Source organism: Amycolatopsis rhabdoformis, from assembly GCF_035918295.1.
GTDB lineage: Bacteria > Actinomycetota > Actinomycetes > Mycobacteriales > Pseudonocardiaceae > Amycolatopsis > Amycolatopsis rhabdoformis.
This window is the reverse complement of record NZ_CP142149.1, coordinates 1,239,038-1,257,133: the sequence shown is the minus strand read 5'-3', so window position 1 is coordinate 1,257,133 and position 18,096 is coordinate 1,239,038. Positions and strand designations below refer to the sequence as shown.

Sequence of the window (18,096 nt, the reverse complement as noted above, 5' to 3'; positions counted from 1 at the left end):
CCCGGCCGCTCAGGCGGCGAGGATCACGAGCTTTTCGGCGACCAGCGACGCCACGGCGTACTTCACGCCTTCGCGGCCGTGGCCCGATTCCTTCACACCGCGGTAGGGCATGTGGTCCGCGCGGAACGCCGGTGCCACATTGACCAGCACCGAACCGGCCTCCGCCTTTTTGGCGTACTGCAAGACGTTGGTGAGGTCGTTGGTGAAGATCGCGGTGTTGAGGCCGAAGCGGGAGTCGTTGGCCGCGACGAGGGCCGCGGCGACGTCCTTCACCGGCACCACCGACACGACCGGGCCGAAGACCTCGCTGCACAGCAGTGCCGAGTCCGCCCGCACGTCGGTGACCACGGTCGGTTCGAGCACGCCGTCGCGCCGCCCGCCACCGGCGACCACGCGCGCGCCTTCGCCGACCGCGCCCTGCACCCATTCGGCCACGCGGTCGGTGGCCTGCTCGCTGATCAGCGGGCCGACCACGGTCTTCTCGTCGGCGGGATCCCCCACCACGAGGGCCGCCACGGCCGCGCCGAGCTTGGCCACCACGTCCTCGACCACGTCCTCGTGGACGTAGAGCCGTTGCAGGGAAACACAAGCCTGGCCGGAGAAACCGTAACCGGACGCCACCGCGGCGGCCACCGCGCGGTCGAGATCGGCGTCGGCGTCCACCACCATCGCGGTGTTGGAACCGAGTTCCAGGATGTGGTGCTTGTGCGGCGACCCGGCCTTGATCTGCCAGCCGACCGCGGCCGAGCCCGTGAACGAGACCACGGCCACGCGGTCGTCCTCCTGCCAGGCCCGCACGATCTGCGCCGGGTCGCCGGTCACGAGGTTCAGCCAGCCGGCGGGCAGTCCGGCCTCGGCCAGCACCTCCACGAGCAGACCGGCGGTGAGCGGCGTGCGCTCGGAGGGCTTGAGCACCACCGGGCAGCCGGCGGCCAGCGCCGGGCCGATCTTGTGCGCGACCAGGTTCAGCGGGAAGTTGAACGGCGTGATCGCCGCGACGACCCCGAGCGCCTCGGCCACGGTGAAGGCGAGCATGCCCTCGCCGGACGGGAACGCGTCCATCTGCACGGACTCGCCGGGCAGCCGGCGCGCCTCGTCGGCCGAGAGCTGCAACGTGGTGATCGCGCGCTGCACCTCACCGCGCGCGGCGGTGATCGGCTTGCCGGCCTCCAGCAACAGCAATTGCGCGAATTCTTCCGCCCGCTCCCCGACGATCCGCGCGGCGGCCCCGAGCACCTCGGCGCGGCGGTACGGCGCGAGGCCGTCGGCCAGCGCACGGTGGGCGGCGGTCACGGCTGCCGTGGCGTCCTCGGCGGTGCCCACGGCGTAGGTGCCCACGAGCTGCCCGTCCCACGGGCTGCGGACCTCGGCGGTCGCCTCGCGGGACACGGTCTGTCCGTCGATGAACAAATCCTGGTGACGCACGATCATCCTCTGTTCTCCCCTGGTGGTGGTCACGCTGTGAGCCGGGCGGCGACGCCGTCGGTGAACTCGGCGGTGGACGCGGTGCCCCCGAGGTCGCGGGTGCGCAGGCCGTCGGCGAGGCAGGCCTCGAACGCGGCGGTGAGGTCCGCCGCGGCGGCGGGTTCCCCGAGGTGCTCGAGCATCATCGCGCCGGCCCACAGCTGTCCGACGGGGTTCGCCACGCCCTGGCCCGCGATGTCCGGTGCCGAACCGTGCACGGGCTCGAACATCGACGGGTGCTTCTTCTCCGGGTTCAGGTTCCCGCTCGGTGCCACGCCGATCGAGCCCGCGATCGCCCCGGCCAGATCGGAGAGGATGTCGCCGAACAGGTTCGACGCCACGATCACGTCGAAGCCCGCCGGGTCGAGCACCAGCTTCGCGGCCAGCGCGTCGATGAGCACCTTGTCCACGCTCACACCCGGGTAGCCGGCCAGCGTGTCGGCCACGACCTCGTCCCAGAACGGCATCGTGTGCACGATCCCGTTGGACTTCGTCGCCGACGTGAGCCGGTTGCTCCGCGTCGTGGCGAGCTCGGCCGCGAACCGCGCGGCCCGCGCCACCCCGCGGCGGGTGAACACCGCTTCCTGCATGGCCGCCTCGTGCGGTTCGCCGACGTAGATGCGGCCGCCGACGGCCGAGTACTCGCCCTCCACGTTCTCGCGCACGATCACCAGGTCCACGTCGCCGGCGCCGACGACCCGCGCCGGAATGCCCGGGAGCGTCCTCACCGGACGGAGGTTGATGTACTGGTCGAACGTGCGGCGGATCGGGATCAGCAGGCCCCACAGCGTTTCCACGTCGGGGATCTCCGGAACGCCCACGGCACCGAGGAAAATCGCGTCGTGCTTGGCCAGTTCGTCGAGGCCGGTCGTGGGCATCATCGCGCCGTGCGCCTGGAAGTACGCCGAACCCCAGGGGTATTCGGTGAGGTCCAGGGTGAACTCGTGGCGCAACGCCACCAGCTCGAGGCACCGCAGCGCGGCAGGCACCACTTCGAGCCCGATGCCGTCACCGGCGATCACGGCGATGTCGTACCGGCGCTTCCTCGCGGAAGTCATGTTTCCTCCTTGTCACCCGGGGCTTGGTCCCGGGCGACGATCGAGACCTCGACCCCGTGGGCGAGGAGTGCTTCGTGATCGGGCTCCGGGATGCCGTCGTCGGTGACGATCCGGTCCACGTCGTCGAGGGTGCAGGCGCGCACCATCGCCGAGATCGAGAACTTGCTGGAATCGGCCAGCAGCACCACTTCGTCGGCGACGTCCACGAGCGCGCGTTTGGTCATGGCGTCGAAGTGGTTGCCGCAGTACACGCCGTCGGCGTTGATGCCGCTCGCGGCGAGGTAGAGGCGGCGCAGGCGCAGCTCGGCGATCGCGGCCAGCGTCGCGGGGCCGGCGAACGACTGCGTCTGGTGGTGCAGTGAACCGCCGAGGCACACGATTTCCACCAGCTCGTGGCCGAGCAATGTGTTGGCCACGGCCAGCGAAGGCGTGACCACGTGCAGCCGGGCGTCGAGCGGGATGGCGAGCGCGAGGGCCAAGGTGGTGGTGCCGGCGTCGAGCGCGACCGCGCCGGCCTCGGGCAGGTCGGCGGCGGCGAAGGCGGCGATGGCGTCCTTGGTGGCGCGCCTGCGTTCGGCGCGAGACCGGAAGTCGGTACCCGCCAACGCCGTCTGCGGCAGTGCGGTCACTCCACCGTGGACACTGCGCAGGCGGCCGTCGGCCACGAGCTTCTGCACGTCGCGGCGGATCGTCATGTCCGACACGTCGAACTCGCGCGAGAGCTCGGCCGTGGTGCAGTAGCCCTGTTCCTCGACGATCTCCATGATGCGGCCACGGCGGTCACGGGTCGGGCGGGGTGCGGTGGTCATCGGGCGCCCACCGCCTCGCGCACGGCGGCCGAAAGCGCGGCGAGCCGCGGTGCCGCCGTCGCGCGCAGGCCCGGCCCGGGCGGGTCTTCGGCCACCACGTCGTGCCAGATCGCGCGTCCGGCGAGGAATCCCGACGCGCCGCCGCGACACGCTTCGAGGACTGCCGCGGGGTAGTCGGCGGGGGTGATGCCGCTGGACAGCACCGCCCACGGCACGCCGAGTTCCGCGGTGAGCCGGGCTGACTGGCGGGCGACGGCCGAGACGTCGCCGTCGCGGTAGCCGGGGATTTCGGCTTTGTAGAGGTCGGGGCCGGCGGCGCAGAGCGTCACGGCGGCTTCGTGGATGGCCTCGTCGCGCGCTTCCGGGGCGCAGCGCACCATGCCTTCGAGCAGGGTCGGCACCCCGCAGCGGCGGCCGAGGTCGAGGAACCGCGCGACGGTGTCGTCGCGCCGCGGGTCCGGGTGGCCGGGGCGGAACAGGACGAGCAGCTTGATGGCGTCGGGGGTGGCGCGGCCGAGGAAGTCGGCGGTGGCTTCCCCGGCCAGCTCACCCCGCAGGACCGGGCCGCCGGGCTCCTGCACGAGCCGGTCGACGGCGAGCACGAACCGCGTGCCGGCCGGGATCCCGGCGCGCGGGCCGTTGACCAGGCCGTAGCGGCTGTCCACCAGGACCGCCGACGCGTGGGGCGCCAGCGCGGCCACCGCCGCGGCCTTGAACCGGCACAGCCGCTCGTCGGACACGGTGCCCACGGGGGCGCCCGCGGCCATGAGCGTCCGCAGCGATTCGCGGTGGTCGACCGACACCATCGTGAAGGAGCCGCCCGGGTTCGCCAGCCGGGCCGCACCCGCGTGCGGGGGTGTCATCCGGTCTCCTTCCCTGTTCGTCACTGTTCGCACAGCTCGTTGTTCGAAAAACAACATCGCGCGGCGGGGTTCCGCCCGGGCCACCCGGTGCGGGTGTGGTTATTTCAACGCGGCCGCGCAGTCGATCGCCGGGTCGATGCGCACGTCGAGCACCGTGAGCCCGGTGCGCGGGCCGGCCGCCGCCTCGGCCAGCTCCTCCCGGGTCCGCACCACCCGGCCCGTACCGCCGAACGCGGCGGCCAGCTGCGTCACGTCGGGCAGGGTCTGGCGGATCAGCTCCGGTGGCAGGTCGTACTGGTCGACGTACTTGACCTCGGCGCCGAGCTGCTCGTCGTTCGTGACCACGACGGTGAGGCTCAACCCGTTGAGCCGCACCGCGTCGAGGTCCTGGGCGGCCATCATGAAGCCGCCGTCGCCGCAGAACAGCACCACCGGATCGGCCGGGCGCGCGGCGGCCGCGCCGACCGCGATGCCGAGCCCGCGCCCGATCGACCCGAAACTGTTGCCGATCAACCACTGCCGGGCCGATTCCGCACCCACCAGCGTCGGCAACGTCTTGAGGCTGCGCCCGGCATCGGTCACCACGACCCGGTTGGCCGGCAGGTGCTCGTCGAACGCCGTGAACACCTCCCGCAGGTCCAGCCCGCGCGCCGGATCGTGGCCGACGTCGACCGCCCGCACCGACTCCTGCACCTCGGCCACGGTCGGGCGCGCCACCACCGGCTTCGGCCCGGTGAAGCCGCGGGCCCGCCACGCGTCGAGCACCGCGCGCACCACCACCTTCGCGTCGCCGAACAGCGACACCTCGGGATCCGCGCCGGCCGGCACCGTGGCCGGGTCCACGTCGCAGCGCACGAACCGAGCCGCCGGGAACACCTGGCGGTCGCCGGTCGTCCACGTGTTCAGCGACGCCCCGACCGCGAACACCACGTCCACCTCGGCCAGCGCCTTGCGCACCAGCGCGGGCGCCCAGTTGCCGCACAGCCCGAGATTTCCCTCGCGGCCGGCGAAGAACCAGTTGGCCCGCAACGTGGTTCCGGTCTGCGCCCCGACGAGGCCCGCGAGCTCGGCCAGCTCCTCACCGCAGTCGGCCAGCAGCGCGCCCTGACCCGCCAGCACCAGTGGCCGTCGAGCCGAGGCCAGGAGGTCCACAGTGGACTCGATGGCCGCCGCGTCGGGTACCGCGCCGTGCCGACCCGTCTCGCCCGTGCCGACGTCGGCTTCGGCTTCGGCCAGCTCCACGTCCGCCGCGAGCACTCCGTCGGCGATGCTCAGCACCTGCGGAACGCCGTTCCACCGCGCCGCCGCCAGCGCGGCCGTGAAGCGGTCCTCCAGTTCGGAACCGAACGCCACGTGGTGGAATCCCACCCCGGCGATGGCGCACAACGCCCGCTGGTCGATGTTCATCGTCGTCTTCACCTTGGTCGCCGGCGACTCTCCGACGACAAAGAGCATCGGGACGTGGGTGCGGCTCGCCGAGACGAGGCCGTTGAGCGCGTTGGCGAACCCCGGCCCCTGCGTGACGCTGCAGACCGGGATCTCCCCGCGGCTGCGGCTGTAGCCTTCGGCCGCGTTCACGGCCGTTTCCTCGTGTCGGGTTTTCACCAGGCGAAGTGCGCCGGTTTTCAACCCGTGTCCGATCCAGGGCACGTTGGTGTTGCCGACCATGCTGAACACGGTCGTGGTGCCGCCGCGGCGCAGCAGTTCGGGAATGGCTTCGTAGCCCTTCACGAAAGGCTCCCCGTCGGCTGGTCCCAGCCCTTCTCGTCGGTGCCGTACTTGGCGATGTAGGCGTTGAGCACGGTCTCGCCGAGGTAGCCGTCGTACGGGGCCGGGCCGGGGATCGAGTGGATGTCGTCGAAGAAGTACTGGTTGTCCTGGTCCCAGGTCGTCTTCCAGTAGGCGACGCCGCCGGGGGTGAAGATCTGCGCCTTCGTCTCCCCCGCGTTCACCGGGTACGTCTCGAGCTTCTGCCAGTAGGCCTTGAAGTTGTCGACCGTCAGCGTCGAACCGGTCTGCTTGTTGTAGGTCTTCGAGATGTAACCGGCGACCTGGTCGAGGTTCGCGTTCGTGTAACGGATCGCCTCGTAGGTCACGTGGATCAGCTTCAGCAGCGCGTCCTGGTTGGCGTTCCAGTACGACTTGGTGGTGATGTAGCCGTTGACCGGCGGCGGTGAGAGGTTCGTGCCGGCCAGCAGCACCTTGTACCCGCGGTCCGACAGCGTCTGCCGCTGCGGGATGCCGGCGATGTAGGTGTCCCCGTCGCCGCGCAGGTACGCGGTGAGCCCGCTCGCCGGGTCGAGGTCGGTGTACTTCACCCAGTCGAGCGCCTTGCCCTGGGCCTGCAGCGCCGTCTGGATCACCTCGGCACGGCTGTTGTTCAGCGTGGTGATCACGTTCTTGCCGTGGATCTCGTCGATCACCGCGGCGATCGCGTCCTTCGAGCTCTTGCCTTCCTTCACGAACTCGTCGTAGGTCTTGAGGTTCGTGTCGGGCCGGCCCATGAGTGCGAAGCCGTTGCTGAAGATGTCCCACGGGTAGAGGTAGGCCAGGTCGTTGTCCAGGTGGTAACCCTGGTTGATCTCCGACGCCGTGCGCCACCCCACCGGCGCGCCCTTGCCGCTGGCCACGATCTTCGCGATGTTGGTGAAGGCGACGTTCTGGAACGTCACGTTCAGGCACTCCTTCTTGTACCAGCCCAGCGCGTCGCCCAGGCTCATCACCAGCGAGTCCTGGTACGGCGTGGTCGCGATCTGGATGGTGGTGGTTTTCGCGCAACCCTGGATGGCCGGGCCGGACGCGCTGTCGGTTCCCCGGCAGGCGGTCAGCGCGGCGCAGAGGCTGACCGCCGCCAGCGCCGCGGCGGCGAATCTCCGACGTGTGGACATGGTGCACCCTTCCTGGAGCTCTCGAGCGTCATCGATCGAACCCCCGGCCGCGCACTTCGCGCGGCGACGAACTTCGCCCCCCGGTCACGGAAAACCGGTCATCGACCGCCGAACGGAAAGCCGGTCACAGGCTTCCGGTCGGCTTCGCCCAGCCCGTCTCGCCGTCGCCGTACTTGGCGACGTAGGCCTTCTGCACCTCTTCCCCCAGGAACGCCGACGCCGGGGCCGGTTCCGGGATGATGTGCGTGTTGGTGAAGAAGTAGTTGTTGTCCTCGTCCCAGATCGTGTGCCAGTACGCGGGTGCGCCGGGCGTGAACATCTTCTTCTGGGCGTCACCGGCGTTGGTCGGGTACGTCTCGAGGTTCTGCCAGTAGCGGTTGAAATCCGCCACCGTGAGTGTGCTGCCGGTCTGCTTGTTGTAGGTGTCGGACACGTACTTGGCCACGGCGTCACGGTTGGCGTCGGTGTAGCGGATGGCCATGAAGGTGACGTGGATGAGCGAGAGCAGGGCGTCCTTGTTCTCGTTCCAGTAGGTCTTGGTGGTGAGGAACCCGTTGAGCGGCGGCGGGGAGAGCTCCGCGCCGGTGAGCAGGTTCTTGTAGCCCTTGTCCGCCAGCGGTTGCTGCTGCGGCAGGCCGGCGATGTAGGTGTCGCCCGTGCCCGAGAGGAACGCGGTGTAGCCGCTGGCCGGGTCGAGGTCCACGTAGCTCGCCCAGTCGAGCGGCTTGCCCTGGCCCTGGATGGCGCTCTGGATCACTTCGGCGCGGCTGTTCTTCAGCGTGGTGACGATGGACTTGCCGTGCAGCTCGTCGATCACCGCGGCGATGGCCGCCTCGCGGCTCATTCCGGAGTTCTTGAACTCGCCGTAGCTCTTGAGCCCGGTGCCCGGCCGCGCCATGAGCGCGGAGCAGCTGCTGCAGATGTCCCACGGGTAGAGGTAGATCAGGTCCGAGTCGAGGTGCTGCGCCTGGTTGATCTCCGACGAGGTGCGCCAGCCCACCGGCGCGCCGTGTCCACTCGCGACGATCTTCGAGATATTGGTGAGCGCCACGTTCTGGAACGTCACGTTCAGGCAGGCCTGCTTGTACCAGCCGAGCTGGTTGCCCAGGCTCATGATCAGCGAGTCCTGGTACGGCGTGGTCGCGATCTGGATGTCCGTGGTCTTCGCGCAGCCTTCGATCGGCGCGCCCGCGCTGCTCGAGCCGGCGCACGCGGTCAGGGCGCTCGCCAGCATTCCGGCCGCGGCCAGGAGCCCGCCGAGGCGGAGACGTTTGCTGATCCTCATCGGGTGTTCGCTTTCTGACGGAATTCGGGGGGAAAACGACGGAGAGGTGTGCGAATCAGGACATGCGGTCGACCCAGCGGGTGAGGAACTTCGTCACCAGGCGCAGGATCTGATCGAAAACGAACGCGCCGATGGTCACCGTCGCCGTGCCGATGAGCACCACCGACGTGTTGAGCGAGTTGCTCGCCTGCAGGATCAGGTAACCGATGCCGTTCTGCGCACCCAGGTACTCCGCCGACACGACCACCGCCCACGCCAGCGCGGCCGCGATCCGCAGCGACGCCACCAGGTTCGGCAGGATCGCGCGCAACACCACCGTGCGGTAGATCTGGTTCGGCGAGGCACCCAGCGACTGCGCGGCCCGCACGAACAGCGGGTTCACGTTCTTGGCCGATTCCATCGTGGTCACCGCCAGCGTCATGAAACACGGCAGTGCGGCCAGGGCGATGCGCTGGGTGTCGGTGAGGCCGAACCACAGGATCGTGAACGGGATCAGCGCGATCGGCGGCACCGGCCGGATGATCTCGATCAGCGGGTTCACCGAGAAGTACGCGACGCGGCTGCGGGCCATGATCAGGCCGGCGAGCACGCCGAGGGCGCAGCCGATCACCCAGCCGAAGAGCATGCGGTACGCGGTGGACCCGAAGTCCAGCGCGAGGTTGCCCCCGAGCGTCTTGCCGGCCTCCACGGTCGAGGCGATCGACGGGAAGTACAGGTCGGGCACGATCTTCAGCAGGTCGGTGAGCAGGTACCACGCGGCGAGCACGACCACGACGGCGAGCACGCTGAGCACACGCAGGTCGAACCGGCGGCGCGGCCGGGCGGAGGTCCGCGCGGTCCGCACCGGCGGGGTGTCGAGCTGGGTCATGGGATTCTCACTCTCGAACGGCCTTGTTCGGTGGGTACGGGTTCTGCGGTTCTGGGGTCTCTGTCGTGGCGGGGTCAGTCGTTGCGCAGCAGCGACTGGATCTCGCGGCGCAGCTCCTGGAAGGCGGGTTCCATGCGGACGTTCTCGGGGCGTGGCCGGGCGAACGGCACGTCGATGATCTTGCGGATGCGGCCCGGCCGCGGGGTCATCACCGCCACCATGTCGCCCACGTAGATCGCTTCCTCGATGTCGTGGGTGATGAACACCAGCGTCTTGGGGTCGCTCACGCTGAGGTTCACGAGCTCGTCCTGCAGCTGTTCCTTGGTGATCTCGTCGAGCGCGCCGAACGGTTCGTCGAGCAGGATGGTGCGCGGGTTGTTCACATACGCACGCCCGATGTCCACGCGCTTGCGCATGCCGCCGGAGAGCACCTTGGGGAACTCGTCGGCGAACGCCTCGAGCCCGAGCACCTGCAGGAAGTGGTCGGTGCGGGCCTTCGAAGCCGCGTCCTGGGCGTGGCGGATGCGCGGGCCGTACTCGAGGTTTCCGCGCACGGTGAGCCAGGGGAACACGGCGTCGGCCTGGAACACCGTGGCGCGGTGCTCGTCGGGGGCGCCGACGGGGGCGCCGTCGATCAGGGCTTCGCCGGTAGTGGCGCCGGTGAAGCCGCCGAGCACGTTGAGCAGCGTCGTCTTGCCGCAGCCCGACGGGCCGACGATGGCGAGCGTCTGTCCCGGTTCGATCGTGAACGACGCGTTCTGCACCGCGTCGAAGCTGCGGTCCTTCAGCTGCATCGTCACGGTCAGGTCGTCGACCACGATCCGCGCGGGCTGGGTGTCGGTGGTCTGGGAGATCGTCATCGGTTCGTCCTCGTCAGTTCGGTCACTTGACGGCCAGCGCGTTGGCCGGGGAGGCCGCGCCGTGCTGGAGGTTGATCGGGGCCGAGGCGAGCAGGAACCGGTAGACCCCGTCCCGCGCGCAGTCTTCGGCGAGCCGGCCGAGGTCCCACATCTCGCCGATCGGCATGCCCAGCATCGGGATCAGCCGCGGGTGCAGCATCATCTCGTGGCGCCGGGCCGGGTCCGCCTTGATGGCGTCGGCTTCCGCTCCGGGTTCGAGCAGCGCGCCGGGCGGCCAGATCTCGAGCGCCGGGTTGTCCGCGGCCACGGCGGCCAGGCGCAGGTTCCACAGCGTGCGGACCATGTCCTCGACCGGGCGCAGGCCGGGGGTGCGCAGGGCCGGGATCGGGGCGATCTCGGCGCGTTCGGCCGCGGTGAGGCTTTCGTACCACTGCGTCCAGCCGGTGCGCACCAAAAGGATGTCTCCACTGTGGACCTCGACGCGCTGGCTTTCGAGGGTGCCGACGAGGTCTTCGACTTCGATCGGGTCGGCCGCGCGGTAGTCGAGCGGCCGGCCCAGCCGCTCGCGGTAGCGCCCGACGTCGGCGAGCACCGCGTGGCCGAAGATCCCACGCTCGGCCCACACGTGCACGCCGTGTTCCTCGCTCGGGATCCCGTTGTAGTTGCCGAAACCGACGCGCTCCACGTGGCGGAAACCGTCCCACTGCGACGAAGCCTGGGTGTTCCAGTCGTGCAGCACGTCGTTGAGCGAGGTCGAGGTCGTCGACTTCACGATCTCGTGGCGGAGGTTGGGCCGGCCGAAGAACGCCGGGTTCGGCAGGTCCATCCGCCAGTTGAGCGAGAACACCGCGCCGCGCTTCACGGTTCGCGCCGCTTCCGCCGCGTGGTCTTCGGTGATCAGGTTGAGGCAGCCCAGTTTGTCGTCCGGGCCCCACAATCCCCACGAACACGGCAGCCCGCCCTTGGTGGGGAGGTCGTCGTAGTCCGGGATCGCGTCTGCCTTCGCCACTGGTGCTCCAACCTGTGCGGGGAGAGCCGCGGACTCGCGGCCGGGTGATGCGGGGGAAGTGGTTGCGACGTTAAGCGCGACGGTGCAGCGATGTCAATATTCGAACAGATCTCTGTTGTGAAACGAACATCCGGCGGGCCTCGACTGCTGGGTTGATGTGGCTTTTCGCTCACACCAACAAAGAACTCTCCACGATCAAGAGCCCGTCAAGCGCGACCGCACCCTCTGGCGTAACCGAAACAGGGTTGAGCTCAAGCACGAACCGCGCCCACGGCAACCCTTCGGCGAACTCCGCGAACGCCACGAGGAACTCCGCCGCCGGCTTGCCGGCCACGGCGAGATCATTCGGATGTCGCGCTAACCGGAGTTTTTCCAGCAGCCGCAACGCTTTTCTCTCGTCCAACGGGAGGGTGGCGAACCCGACGTCGTCCAACAGCTCGGCGAGCACTCCGCCCGCACCGCACGACACCACAAGCCCGAACACGGGATCCCTGAACGCCGACACGAGAAGTTCGGTTCCGGACACTACTTTTTCCTGAACCAAACACGCGGCACCACTCAGTCCCCGGCCGGCTATCGCGTCCGCGAACACTTTGTACGCCGCTACAAGTCCGTCCTCATCGGACAGTCCCAACCGAACGAACCCAGCCTCAGCACGATGCACCACCTCCGGCGACACCACCTTGAGCACCACCGGAAACCCGATCTCCCGCGCGGCCGCCACAGCCTCTTCAGCCGAGGACACGACCGCCGCTCGCGGCGTCCGCAACCCGGCCTCAGCCAACATCCGGTGCACCACGTGCTCGGGAAACACCTGCCCATCAACCGCGTCGGGCACCCCGCGCGGTCTGTGCCGCACCGCATCCGCCACCAACCGCGCCGACTCCGCCCCGACATCACGCACCGCCGCGGCGACCTCACCGGTCACCTGCCCGCCTACACCTCGCGGCACAGGCGCCTCAGGCTGGTGTTCGGAAACCACCAGCGCGCCCACATCACGCGCAAGCGCAACAACCTCACCGGCCGGCTGTCCGCCCACACCTGGCGACACCGACAACCCAGGTTCATGTTCGGAAACCACCAGCCCACCCACATCGCGAGCAGCCGCCGCCACCCGGCCGAGTGTGCTCGTAGCCGCGGACTGTTCCGCGAAGACGTGGATCCCTTCAGCCTTTAGGAGCGCTTCGGCTGTCGACGGAAAGCCCTTGCAGTGCACAGCCAACGTCACAGGCCCGCGGTCATGGGCTTCACAGAGCGCGAGCGCCAGCTCCTCCCCCGCCGCCGCGCTCATCGCGCTGAGCTGGACCAGGATGACGTCGGCCTCGCCGCAGGAAGCGAGTACTCGCAAGGCTTCCGGGAAAGCCGCCCGCCACTCGGGTCGCGTGAAAGCCTCCGGCGTCAGGTCGATCGGGTTCCGGTTCGATGCGATCGCCGGCAGCAACGGCGCCAGCCGCTCCCGCGTCGCCGTGCTCAGGGTCGGCACCTCAAGCCCGGCGTCGTGACACAGGTCCGCCGCGACGATGCCCTGGCCGCCACCGTGGCTCACCACCACGACCCGGTTTCCGCGCACCGGCCGGTCGGCGTTCGCGGCGAGGAACGAAGCGACCTCGAGCAGCTCCTGCGCCGACGTCACCCGCACGGCGCCCTCCTGCTCCAGCACCGCGTCCCAGATCCGCGCCTGCCCGGCGAGCGCGCCGGTGTGCGCGGAGATCGCCCGGGCGCTCACCGCGGACCGTCCGCCCTTGAGCACCACCACGGGCTTGGCGGCGCGCCGCGCGGCGCGCAGCACCGAGATCAGCCCGGCGCCGTCGGCGAGGCCTTCGAGGTAGCACGCGAGCACGGCGGTTCCCGGGTCGTCGACCAGGTACGCGAGGGCCTCGACCGCGCCGACGTCGGCCTCGTTGCCGGTGCTGATCATGTGGCTGAAGCCCGTGCCCGCCGCCTGCGCCCACGAATGGGCCGCCGCGGCGAGGCCGCCGCTCTGGCTCACCATCCCGATCCGGCCCGGCAGCAGCGTGTCCACATCGGACAGCCACGACGCGAACGTGCCGGTGAAGCCGAGCGCGGTGGTGACCACGCCCAGGCAGTTGGGGCCGAGCAGCCGGATCCCGGCGGCGCGCGCTCGGGAAATGAGCTGCTCCTGCAACGCCGCGCTCCCGGTTTCCGCGAACCCGCCGGCCCACACGATCGCCGCCGTCACGCCGGCGTCGGCGAGCCGCGGCACGAGATCCGGCACGCGCGCGGCGCCCACGCCGACGATCGCCAGCTCGGGCGCCGTCGGCAGGTCGGCCAAGTCGCGGTGACCGGCGTATCCGGCCACCGGCTCGCCCGCGGGGTGGACCGGGAAAACCTCGCCCGTGTAGCCGAACCGGCGCAGGAACCGCACAGCCGCCGCGCCGCGGTTGCCCTCGGCCTCGCGCGCGCCGACGACAGCGACCGAGCGCGGCGCGAACAACGCGCGCAGCCCGGCGCCCGCCGCCGGATCCCGGCGGGCCCCGGTCTCCCGGAGCGACGGCTCTGTCGTCGGATCCACGGACACCCCTTTACGGGTCGTCTCTGAGTGTGCTCTAGTTTGTGCGGAGGTCGCACAAGTTTCCGTAGTTCGCACAAACCATGCCTCGCCGCCGTCGGGCTGTCAAGAATCGAGGTGGCCGACGGGGGCAGTCGTGACCGTGCGAGAGTTCTTGGTCGAACACAGATTCAGGAGGTGACGGGCAGTGGCCGACAAACCGGGCCCGATCAGCAAGGGCGACCTGGTCCAGTCGTTCGAACGCGGGCTGGCCGTGATCCGCGCGTTCGACGGGCACGGGCCCGAGCTCACGCTGACCGAGGTGGCCGAGCTCGCCGGCGTCACGCGCGCGGCGGCCCGCCGCTTCCTGCTCACGCTGGCCGAAGTCGGCTACGTGCACACCGACGGCAAACGCTTCTGGCTACGGCCGCGGATCCTCGAGCTCGGCAACGCGTTCCTCTCGAGCCAGGGCCTGGCCGAGGTCGCGCGCCCGCACATCGACCGGCTGGTGGCGGAGGTCGACGACTCGGCCGCGCTGTGCGTGCTGGAGGACGACGAGATCGTGTACGTCTGCCTGGTCCGCACCCCCGCGCGGCGCATCATGGCCCTCAACGTCGCGATCGGCAGCCGCATCCCGGCGCATCCGTCGTCGATGGGCCGCGTGCTCCTCGCGTTCCAGCCCGACGAGTGGCGTGCGGAGTACCTCAAACGCGTCGAGCTGCAGCCGTTCACCCCGCGCACGGTGAAGGAGCCCGCCAAACTGGGCGCCATCCTCGACCGCGTCCGCGCCGACGACTACGCCCTCGTCGACCAGGAACTCGACCTCGGGCTGCGCTCGATCGCCGTACCGCTGCGCCACGAAAACGGCGCGGTGTACGCCTCCCTGAACGTCTCAATGCACTCCACCCGACGCTCGAAGGAGGAAATGCGCGCCCAACTCCTCGCCCCCCTCCGCCACACCGCCACCGAAATCGAAGCCGACCTCCGCGCCATCGCCCGCCGCCGCCGCTCCTTCGCCGTCGGCGACGAGGACGGCGCCTGACGGAACGCTCCGGTCGCCGCGGGTGGCGCTGGTGGATGGTGGGTCGACGGTCATCGCCGGAGGTGCCGCCATCGCCGGTAAGTCCCGCTGCTGCCGATTAGCGCGGCTAGTGCCACCCGGTGCTGCAGGCCGACTCAGCCGGCCGGCGCAACTGTTGCCGGTCGGCGGCGCCATCTCCGCTCAGCGGTGCCGCTGATCAGTTCCGCTGTTGCCGATCGGTGGCGATGGTGCGCAGCGGGCCAGCAGCGGGCGCCCGTTGCCTCAGCAGAAGCCTGTGGTTGCCGAGGTCCGGCCATGACCGTGGCCGGCCACCGCGGCTTTCGTCGGTCGGTGTCGCCCCTGTCACCACGTCATCACCTCGATCGATCAGCGCCGCTACTGCCGATCGGCGCCGCCACCGCCAGTTGGCGCAGCCGGCGCGGGTCACCGCAGCAGAAGCTCGTCACGGGCGGTCGATCCGGCCATGGCTGTTCACAGCGGCCCTGCCAGTCGGTGCTGCTGCTGTCGGTCGTCGCAGACAACCCACCGCCGCTGCCGTTTGGTGCCGCTGTTGCCGGTCGGCGGCGCCGTCGCCAGTCGGTGCCGCCGCTGCCGATTGGTGCCGCCATTGCCGGTCCGCCGCCAGCCGGTACCGCCACCAGCACTCGCCGCGGCTAATCAGTTCGGCCATCGCCGCCTTCGTTGGCGTTGCCGGTCGCCGGCGCCATCGCCGGCCGGTGCCGCAATCGCCGGTCGCTTCAGCTGGCAGGTGGCCCTGCCACCGGTTGCCACAGCCATCGCTGGTCATTTCAGTCAGCCGGTGGCGATTTCGTCCGTCGCTACAGCCGTCGCCAGTCTCCGCGACCGACACCGACCGCCGCAGCCGATCACCATAGCCAACACCGGTCATTTCGGCCGGCGCCGCCGTTGCCGGGCGCCGGTCGTCGGCGTGGCTATTGCCGATCGGTGCGATCAACGCCGGTCAGTGCGGCCATCACCGAGCCCGACAGAGCCATCGCTGGTTGGCTCAGCCATTTCCAGTCGGCACCGCCATCGCCGATAAGGCCCATCGATGCCACTGTTGTCATCGTTGTCGGTGTCCGATAAGGACCGCCGGGGGTGTGAGCCGGGCCCCTCACGCGGTGCTCATGGGGGGTGCGAAGTTACCATCGGGATCATGGATGACTTCGCGGTCCAGCTGAAGCGGACGGGACTGCGGAACACCGCTCAGCGCCGGGCGGTGCTCGGGGCCGTGCGGGATCACCCGCACGCCACGGCCGCCGAGATCGCGGCGGTGGTGGAGGCGGGCGCGGGCGGGCTGTCGCGGCAGGGGCTGTACAACGTGCTCGACGACCTGGTCGGCGTGGGGCTGCTGAGGGCGCTCGAGCCGGCCGGGTCGCCGGCGCGGTTCGAGTTCGATCGCCACGACAACCACCACCACCTGGTGTGCCGGGCGTGCGGCCGGATCGAGGACGTGGCGTGCGCGGTGGGTGAGGTGCCGTGCCTGGACCCGTCGTCGGCGGCCGGGTTCACGATCGACGAGGCCGAGGTCACGTGGTGGGGCCTGTGCGCCGAGTGTGCGGCGGGCGCTTAGTCCGGGGAGGAAGCCTCGTCGGACGCGGCCGGGGTCGCCGTTTCGTCGACGGTGAGCGTGAGCAGGCGGATCATCGCCTCCACCGGCAGCCGGCTCTCGTCCGCGTGGTCGAGGAACGACAGCACGCGCAGCCCCTCCGGCGTGAGCGCCGACGTGTCGTCGCCGACCTGCGCGCTGGCTGCTTCGAGGGTGCCGAGGCCGGCGTTGTGGTGGGCGTCGCGCACGGCGTTGCGCAGCACAGCGAGCTCGGCCGGCGACGGGCCGCGTTTCTCCGCGCGCAACCGTTGTGCGATTCGCACCACTTGAGGTGACCTGGCCACCACGGATTGGCGGGCGGCGAACGACGCCACCATCCGCGGGGTCGACCGCGTCTCCTGCGGGGGCGCCGGGTTGGCCGGCGCGGCGGCACCTTCCACGCGCAGGCTGTCGAGCGCCGCGGCCCGGCGTTGTTCGCTTTCGCGCAGCCGGGCGAGCGGATCCTTACGCCGGGACGCCGCGAACTCGCGCGCCTCGGCCCGGGCCCGCTCCCCCGCCTCGCTGACCCGCGGCCGCCGCCGGTTCGTGCCGTCGGCCGCGGCCTGGCGGCGGGTGTTCTCGAACCACGCCTCGAACGACTGGCCCCGGCGCGGCGGCTCGTGGACCTCGGTCATCGCGGCCTGCGCAGCGTCGTCGAACCAGCCCTCCAGCCGCGACCGCAGGAAGCCGCCAGGGCGTTCGCCCGACCGGCGGGGGCGCTGACGGGTGCCGTCGGGCAGGGTGGCGAGCGCGATCAGCAGCGCGTCGGGGCAGTAGCCGCAGCTGTACCAGAACTCGAGCTGCCGCTCGACGTCCTCACGCTCCTCGCGGGTCAGCGTCTCCGTGACCCAGCCCATGCGCCGGAACAGGACACCGGTCGCCTGCGCGCGCTCGTGCGCGTCGCTCGGGATCACCGTCGACGGCCACGCCCGGTCCGACATCCGCACCATCCGACACCTCCTGCCCCGACGGTACGGCGCCCGCCTCGGCGCCCTTCACCCGACACGCCGCGACCGTGTTGGCCACCACGATCACGCCGATCGCGAGCCAGGACAGCGCGTCGAGCCGCTGGTGGAGCACCACTTCGCCGACCACGGCGGCCAGGACCGGGTTCACGCTCATGAAGACCCCGAAGAACCGCGGCGGCACCCGGCGCAGCGCCAGCAGGTCGGCGACGAACGGCAGCGCCGACGACAGCACCCCCGCGGCGAGCGCCGCACCGAGGGCCGCCGGAGTGGGGCGATGGTGGAAAAACACCACGATTCCCACCGGCAGGTACAGCAGGCCGGACACCCCGGCCGCGGCGGCGGAACCCTCGACCCCGGGCAGGCGACGGCCGACGGTGCGGTTGAGCAGGATGTAGCACGCCCAGCACAGGGCCGCGACCAGCGCGAGCGCCACGCCCACGTAGTCGGTACTGGGCCGCGGCCGCGTGAGGATTCCGACCGCGGCGGCGGCCACGAGCGCGCAGGCCAGGTCGCTTCGCCGCCGCGACCCGGCCAGCGCGACGGCCAACGGACCGAGGAACTCCAGCGTGACGGCCAGCCCGAGCCCGATCCGGTCCACCGCGGAGTAGAGCGAGAGGTTCATCGTCGCGAACACCGCCGCCAGCGCGAGCACCGGACGCCACTGGCGCGCGGTGAACGAACGCAGCCGCGGCCGGCCGACGGCCAGCAGCAGCACCGCGGCCACCCACTGGCGCACGGCCACCACGCCGGCGGGCCCGAGCACGGGAAACGCCAGCGCCGCGGTGGCGGCGCCGATCTGGTTGGCGGTGGCGCCGCCGAACATCAACGCCACGCCGGCGCGCTTGTCCTGGGTCATGACCGTGAGCGTGCGACACGGGCCGGCAT

16 protein-coding genes are annotated in these 18,096 nt (G+C 70.6%); 3 read left to right on the top strand and 13 right to left on the bottom strand.

From position 1 onward, the window contains the following. Positions 1-9: 9 nt before the first annotated feature. The 11 genes from VSH64_RS05820 to VSH64_RS05770 form a co-directional block, all read right to left on the bottom strand. Positions 10-1,431 carry an aldehyde dehydrogenase family protein gene (locus VSH64_RS05820; protein ID WP_326834432.1) on the bottom strand — a complete coding sequence of 474 codons (1,422 nt, stop codon included), beginning with the start codon at positions 1,429-1,431 and terminating at the stop codon, positions 10-12. Positions 1,432-1,454: 23 nt separating this feature from the next. Then, a complete protein-coding gene (locus VSH64_RS05815; protein WP_326834431.1) occupies positions 1,455-2,522 on the bottom strand; it encodes a tartrate dehydrogenase in 1,068 nt (355 codons plus the stop codon). Next, positions 2,519-3,331, bottom strand: a complete 813-nt coding sequence (locus VSH64_RS05810) for a DeoR/GlpR family DNA-binding transcription regulator (protein ID WP_326834430.1) — start codon at positions 3,329-3,331, stop codon at positions 2,519-2,521. The genes VSH64_RS05815 and VSH64_RS05810 overlap by 4 nt, the downstream gene beginning before the upstream one ends. After that, positions 3,328-4,194 (bottom strand): beta/alpha barrel domain-containing protein, encoded by an 867-nt coding sequence (locus VSH64_RS05805; RefSeq protein ID WP_326834429.1) that lies wholly within the window; start codon positions 4,192-4,194, stop codon positions 3,328-3,330. The genes VSH64_RS05810 and VSH64_RS05805 overlap by 4 nt, the downstream gene beginning before the upstream one ends. 99 nt (positions 4,195-4,293) lie before the next feature. Beyond that, on the bottom strand, positions 4,294-5,925 hold the full coding sequence (locus VSH64_RS05800; RefSeq protein ID WP_326834428.1) for a thiamine pyrophosphate-binding protein: 1,632 nt from the start codon (positions 5,923-5,925) through the stop codon (positions 4,294-4,296). Next, positions 5,922-7,082: an ABC transporter substrate-binding protein gene (locus VSH64_RS05795; RefSeq protein ID WP_326834427.1), complete on the bottom strand. Its 1,161-nt coding sequence runs from the start codon at positions 7,080-7,082 to the stop codon at positions 5,922-5,924. Before VSH64_RS05795 ends, VSH64_RS05800 begins: the two co-directional genes overlap by 4 nt. A gap of 124 nt (positions 7,083-7,206) precedes the next feature. Then, on the bottom strand, positions 7,207-8,367 hold the full coding sequence (locus tag VSH64_RS05790) for an ABC transporter substrate-binding protein (RefSeq protein WP_326834426.1): 1,161 nt from the start codon (positions 8,365-8,367) through the stop codon (positions 7,207-7,209). 55 nt (positions 8,368-8,422) lie between these two features. Further along, positions 8,423-9,235, bottom strand: coding sequence for an ABC transporter permease (locus VSH64_RS05785; RefSeq protein WP_326834425.1), 813 nt, complete (start codon positions 9,233-9,235; stop codon positions 8,423-8,425). 74 nt (positions 9,236-9,309) lie between these two features. Further along, positions 9,310-10,095: an ABC transporter ATP-binding protein gene (locus tag VSH64_RS05780; protein WP_326834424.1), complete on the bottom strand. Its 786-nt coding sequence runs from the start codon at positions 10,093-10,095 to the stop codon at positions 9,310-9,312. Positions 10,096-10,117: 22 nt separating this feature from the next. Beyond that, complete coding sequence (locus VSH64_RS05775) at positions 10,118-11,104, bottom strand: cyclase family protein (RefSeq protein WP_326834423.1); 987 nt, start codon at positions 11,102-11,104, stop codon at positions 10,118-10,120. Positions 11,105-11,273: 169 nt separating this feature from the next. Then, positions 11,274-13,712, bottom strand: a complete 2,439-nt coding sequence (locus tag VSH64_RS05770) for an acetate--CoA ligase family protein (protein WP_326834422.1) — start codon at positions 13,710-13,712, stop codon at positions 11,274-11,276. Positions 13,713-13,821: 109 nt separating this feature from the next. Between VSH64_RS05770 and VSH64_RS05765 the strand changes: the two genes are divergently transcribed. The 3 genes from VSH64_RS05765 (at position 13,822) to VSH64_RS05755 (ending at position 16,228) form a co-directional block, all read left to right on the top strand. Continuing rightward, on the top strand, positions 13,822-14,655 hold the full coding sequence (locus VSH64_RS05765; protein WP_326834421.1) for an IclR family transcriptional regulator domain-containing protein: 834 nt from the start codon (positions 13,822-13,824) through the stop codon (positions 14,653-14,655). A gap of 294 nt (positions 14,656-14,949) precedes the next feature. Further along, the gene (locus VSH64_RS05760) at positions 14,950-15,312 is read left to right on the top strand and encodes a hypothetical protein (protein WP_326834420.1); all 363 of its coding nucleotides are present in this window, start codon (positions 14,950-14,952) and stop codon (positions 15,310-15,312) included. 499 nt (positions 15,313-15,811) lie between these two features. Then, a complete protein-coding gene (locus VSH64_RS05755; RefSeq protein ID WP_326834419.1) occupies positions 15,812-16,228 on the top strand; it encodes a Fur family transcriptional regulator in 417 nt (138 codons plus the stop codon). On the opposite strand, the gene VSH64_RS05750 is transcribed toward VSH64_RS05755, so the two are convergent. Both VSH64_RS05750 and VSH64_RS05745 read right to left on the bottom strand, forming a co-directional pair. Further along, positions 16,225-17,100, bottom strand: a complete 876-nt coding sequence (locus VSH64_RS05750; protein ID WP_326834418.1) for a hypothetical protein — start codon at positions 17,098-17,100, stop codon at positions 16,225-16,227. The two genes, VSH64_RS05755 and VSH64_RS05750, sit on opposite strands and share 4 nt — an antisense overlap. Then, a complete protein-coding gene (locus tag VSH64_RS05745; protein WP_326834417.1) occupies positions 17,060-18,067 on the bottom strand; it encodes an EamA family transporter in 1,008 nt (335 codons plus the stop codon). Before VSH64_RS05745 ends, VSH64_RS05750 begins: the two co-directional genes overlap by 41 nt. Positions 18,068-18,096: the final 29 nt, after the last annotated feature.

What these genes read in the sequence shown, in the direction of transcription:
- VSH64_RS05820 (WP_326834432.1), bottom strand. Translation starts at nt 1,431, where the DNA reads ATGATCGTGCGTCACCAGGATTTGTTCATCGACGGACAGACCGTGTCC.
- VSH64_RS05815 (WP_326834431.1), bottom strand. Translation starts at nt 2,522, where the DNA reads ATGACTTCCGCGAGGAAGCGCCGGTACGACATCGCCGTGATCGCCGGT.
- VSH64_RS05810 (WP_326834430.1), bottom strand. Translation starts at nt 3,331, where the DNA reads ATGACCACCGCACCCCGCCCGACCCGTGACCGCCGTGGCCGCATCATG.
- VSH64_RS05805 (WP_326834429.1), bottom strand. Translation starts at nt 4,194, where the DNA reads ATGACACCCCCGCACGCGGGTGCGGCCCGGCTGGCGAACCCGGGCGGC.
- VSH64_RS05795 (WP_326834427.1), bottom strand. Translation starts at nt 7,082, where the DNA reads ATGTCCACACGTCGGAGATTCGCCGCCGCGGCGCTGGCGGCGGTCAGC.
- VSH64_RS05790 (WP_326834426.1), bottom strand. Translation starts at nt 8,367, where the DNA reads ATGAGGATCAGCAAACGTCTCCGCCTCGGCGGGCTCCTGGCCGCGGCC.
- VSH64_RS05785 (WP_326834425.1), bottom strand. Translation starts at nt 9,235, where the DNA reads ATGACCCAGCTCGACACCCCGCCGGTGCGGACCGCGCGGACCTCCGCC.
- VSH64_RS05780 (WP_326834424.1), bottom strand. Translation starts at nt 10,095, where the DNA reads ATGACGATCTCCCAGACCACCGACACCCAGCCCGCGCGGATCGTGGTC.
- VSH64_RS05760 (WP_326834420.1), top strand. Translation starts at nt 14,950, where the DNA reads ATGACCGTGGCCGGCCACCGCGGCTTTCGTCGGTCGGTGTCGCCCCTG.
- VSH64_RS05755 (WP_326834419.1), top strand. Translation starts at nt 15,812, where the DNA reads ATGGATGACTTCGCGGTCCAGCTGAAGCGGACGGGACTGCGGAACACC.
- VSH64_RS05750 (WP_326834418.1), bottom strand. Translation starts at nt 17,100, where the DNA reads ATGGGCTGGGTCACGGAGACGCTGACCCGCGAGGAGCGTGAGGACGTC.
- VSH64_RS05745 (WP_326834417.1), bottom strand. Translation starts at nt 18,067, where the DNA reads ATGACCCAGGACAAGCGCGCCGGCGTGGCGTTGATGTTCGGCGGCGCC.